Raw genomic sequence first — 1,852 nt, forward strand, 5'->3', positions numbered from 1 at the left:
AAAATAAAAAGTCTAATTCCCTCCCCTTAGCAAGGGGAGGGTTAGGGTGGGGTTCTTTTATTTGGGCAATACCATAGCCTCCTCTTGTCATCATTCCCTGACACAGCAACAAGCCGTCTCCGGATAAACAACAGAATCAATGGATAAAGTTTCAGGGTATTAAAAACCTTGACTTATTCATTGATGGTTGTTTATTGTCTTCCGAAGTTTTGGGTAAACAATGATTTCTCCCCAGCTTCCCTTTTTCCCTCTACTTACTGGAATTAATGACAACTAGAACCCTTTATTAACAGCTTATTAACAACACTAATCTAACCTACTAACCCAAACCATAATGAATTTTAGAAATTTTTCTGTTGATGAATACCAGTATCTACTTGGTAATTTTTATTCGTGTAAAGAATATTAGTGGTAAGATAGTCTTTTATGACATCAAATTACTGAATTAATCTATGTAAGTCATGTTATATAAGCTTTAGGACCTCAAAATGATGTAATTTAACAGACACATTACTTAAGTGGTTGGGGATGAGAATACTTGAGAAGTAAGTAAAAATTTGATAAAGAATAAAAAGTTTTTGACAAGATAATTCAAAAAAATTATAAGATAGATTAAAAGTAAACTAAGTACATCTAGATAAATTAAAAATTTGTCTTTGGCAAACACAATGTTTCAATTGAGACCAGCACATTACGAAGAGTTGCTCAGAATATGTAGAAATTGGATGAAGACAATGTAAACCACTACTGAGATATTGCATTTGACTCTTTAGATAAGGCGAAAAATGTGAAAGTAAAATTATAAGTTTTTAATAAGTTTTTATTTGAGCTTTTTTAGTTCTTTTTTAAGAGCTACGTACTGCATCGAAGTTAACAAGCTTACCCAGACATCAGAAACCGAACCATGAACATCTCTCCGTTGTTACAAGTTCAGGGAGAGCATTATAGTGATGCTATTGCGCTTTCTCCCACTCTACTTGCGGCTATTCTTCAATTGTTGAAAGCTGCCGCAGGAGATACGAACCACGCAGAGGATTTTAGTCAGGTTTGGAAGATACGTTCGTTTGAGTTAGGTGACGAACTGCAAAGTGATAATAGCAGCGATATAATTTGTTTGGTTTGCCAAGGTCGGGTGAGGTTGTTGGGGTATGATACTCGCAGTGGACGTGAAGTATCGACACAGTTACTTTTGCCTGGGGAAACTTTTAGTGGGGATAAGTTATTTTTCCCTAGCGCTTTTGGTTATCGTGCGATCGCAGCAGCTCCAGTTACTATTGCGTTCGTTGAAATATCAAATTTACAGGTTTGGTTGCAGCAAATCCCAACTCTCCAATCCTATTTGCAGCAAGCTGTACAAACTCGGCAAGGGTTAGTATTTTTCAAGACGATGACTGAGTTGCACTCGAAAAGCAGCCATGCATTACAAAAGATATTACCGCATTTGATGAAAGTGGTAATTAAAGCAGGTGAATCTTTACAAGAAATTAATCCTGCTATTCAAGGAAGATTTTGGTTAATGGATGGTTGTGTCTGCACTGCTAGTACTGAAGCACCATCTCCGCAAGTTGGGGAAAGCTGGGGGTATCCCGATGCGACTCCAGATGCTTGGAGTGCGGAAACGGATTTGGTTGTTTATCACCTACCCGCAGGGTATTGGGAAGGGGTAAATAACGGTTTTGTTGAAGAAAGGATAAATAACGGTTGTTTGCCCCTACCTGATTCTATTTGTGGTGTACATAGTACAAGTTTGGTTTCCCCTGATACCCCGGAATTACCCCCCTTAATCCCCCCTTTGCAAGGAGGGAAAAATAAAAAGTCTAGTTCCCTCCCCTTTACAAGGGGAGGGTTAGGG

General features: G+C 38.3%; 1 protein-coding gene. It reads left to right on the top strand.

Translation table 11 applies throughout. From position 1 onward, the window contains the following. Positions 1-904: 904 nt before the first annotated feature. Positions 905-1,852: Crp/Fnr family transcriptional regulator (locus CK510_RS29920; RefSeq protein ID WP_143289514.1), on the top strand; the 948-nt coding region annotated here is incomplete at its 3' end.

Source organism: Brunnivagina elsteri CCALA 953 (assembly GCF_002289455.1).
Taxonomy (GTDB): domain Bacteria; phylum Cyanobacteriota; class Cyanobacteriia; order Cyanobacteriales; family Nostocaceae; genus Brunnivagina; species Brunnivagina elsteri.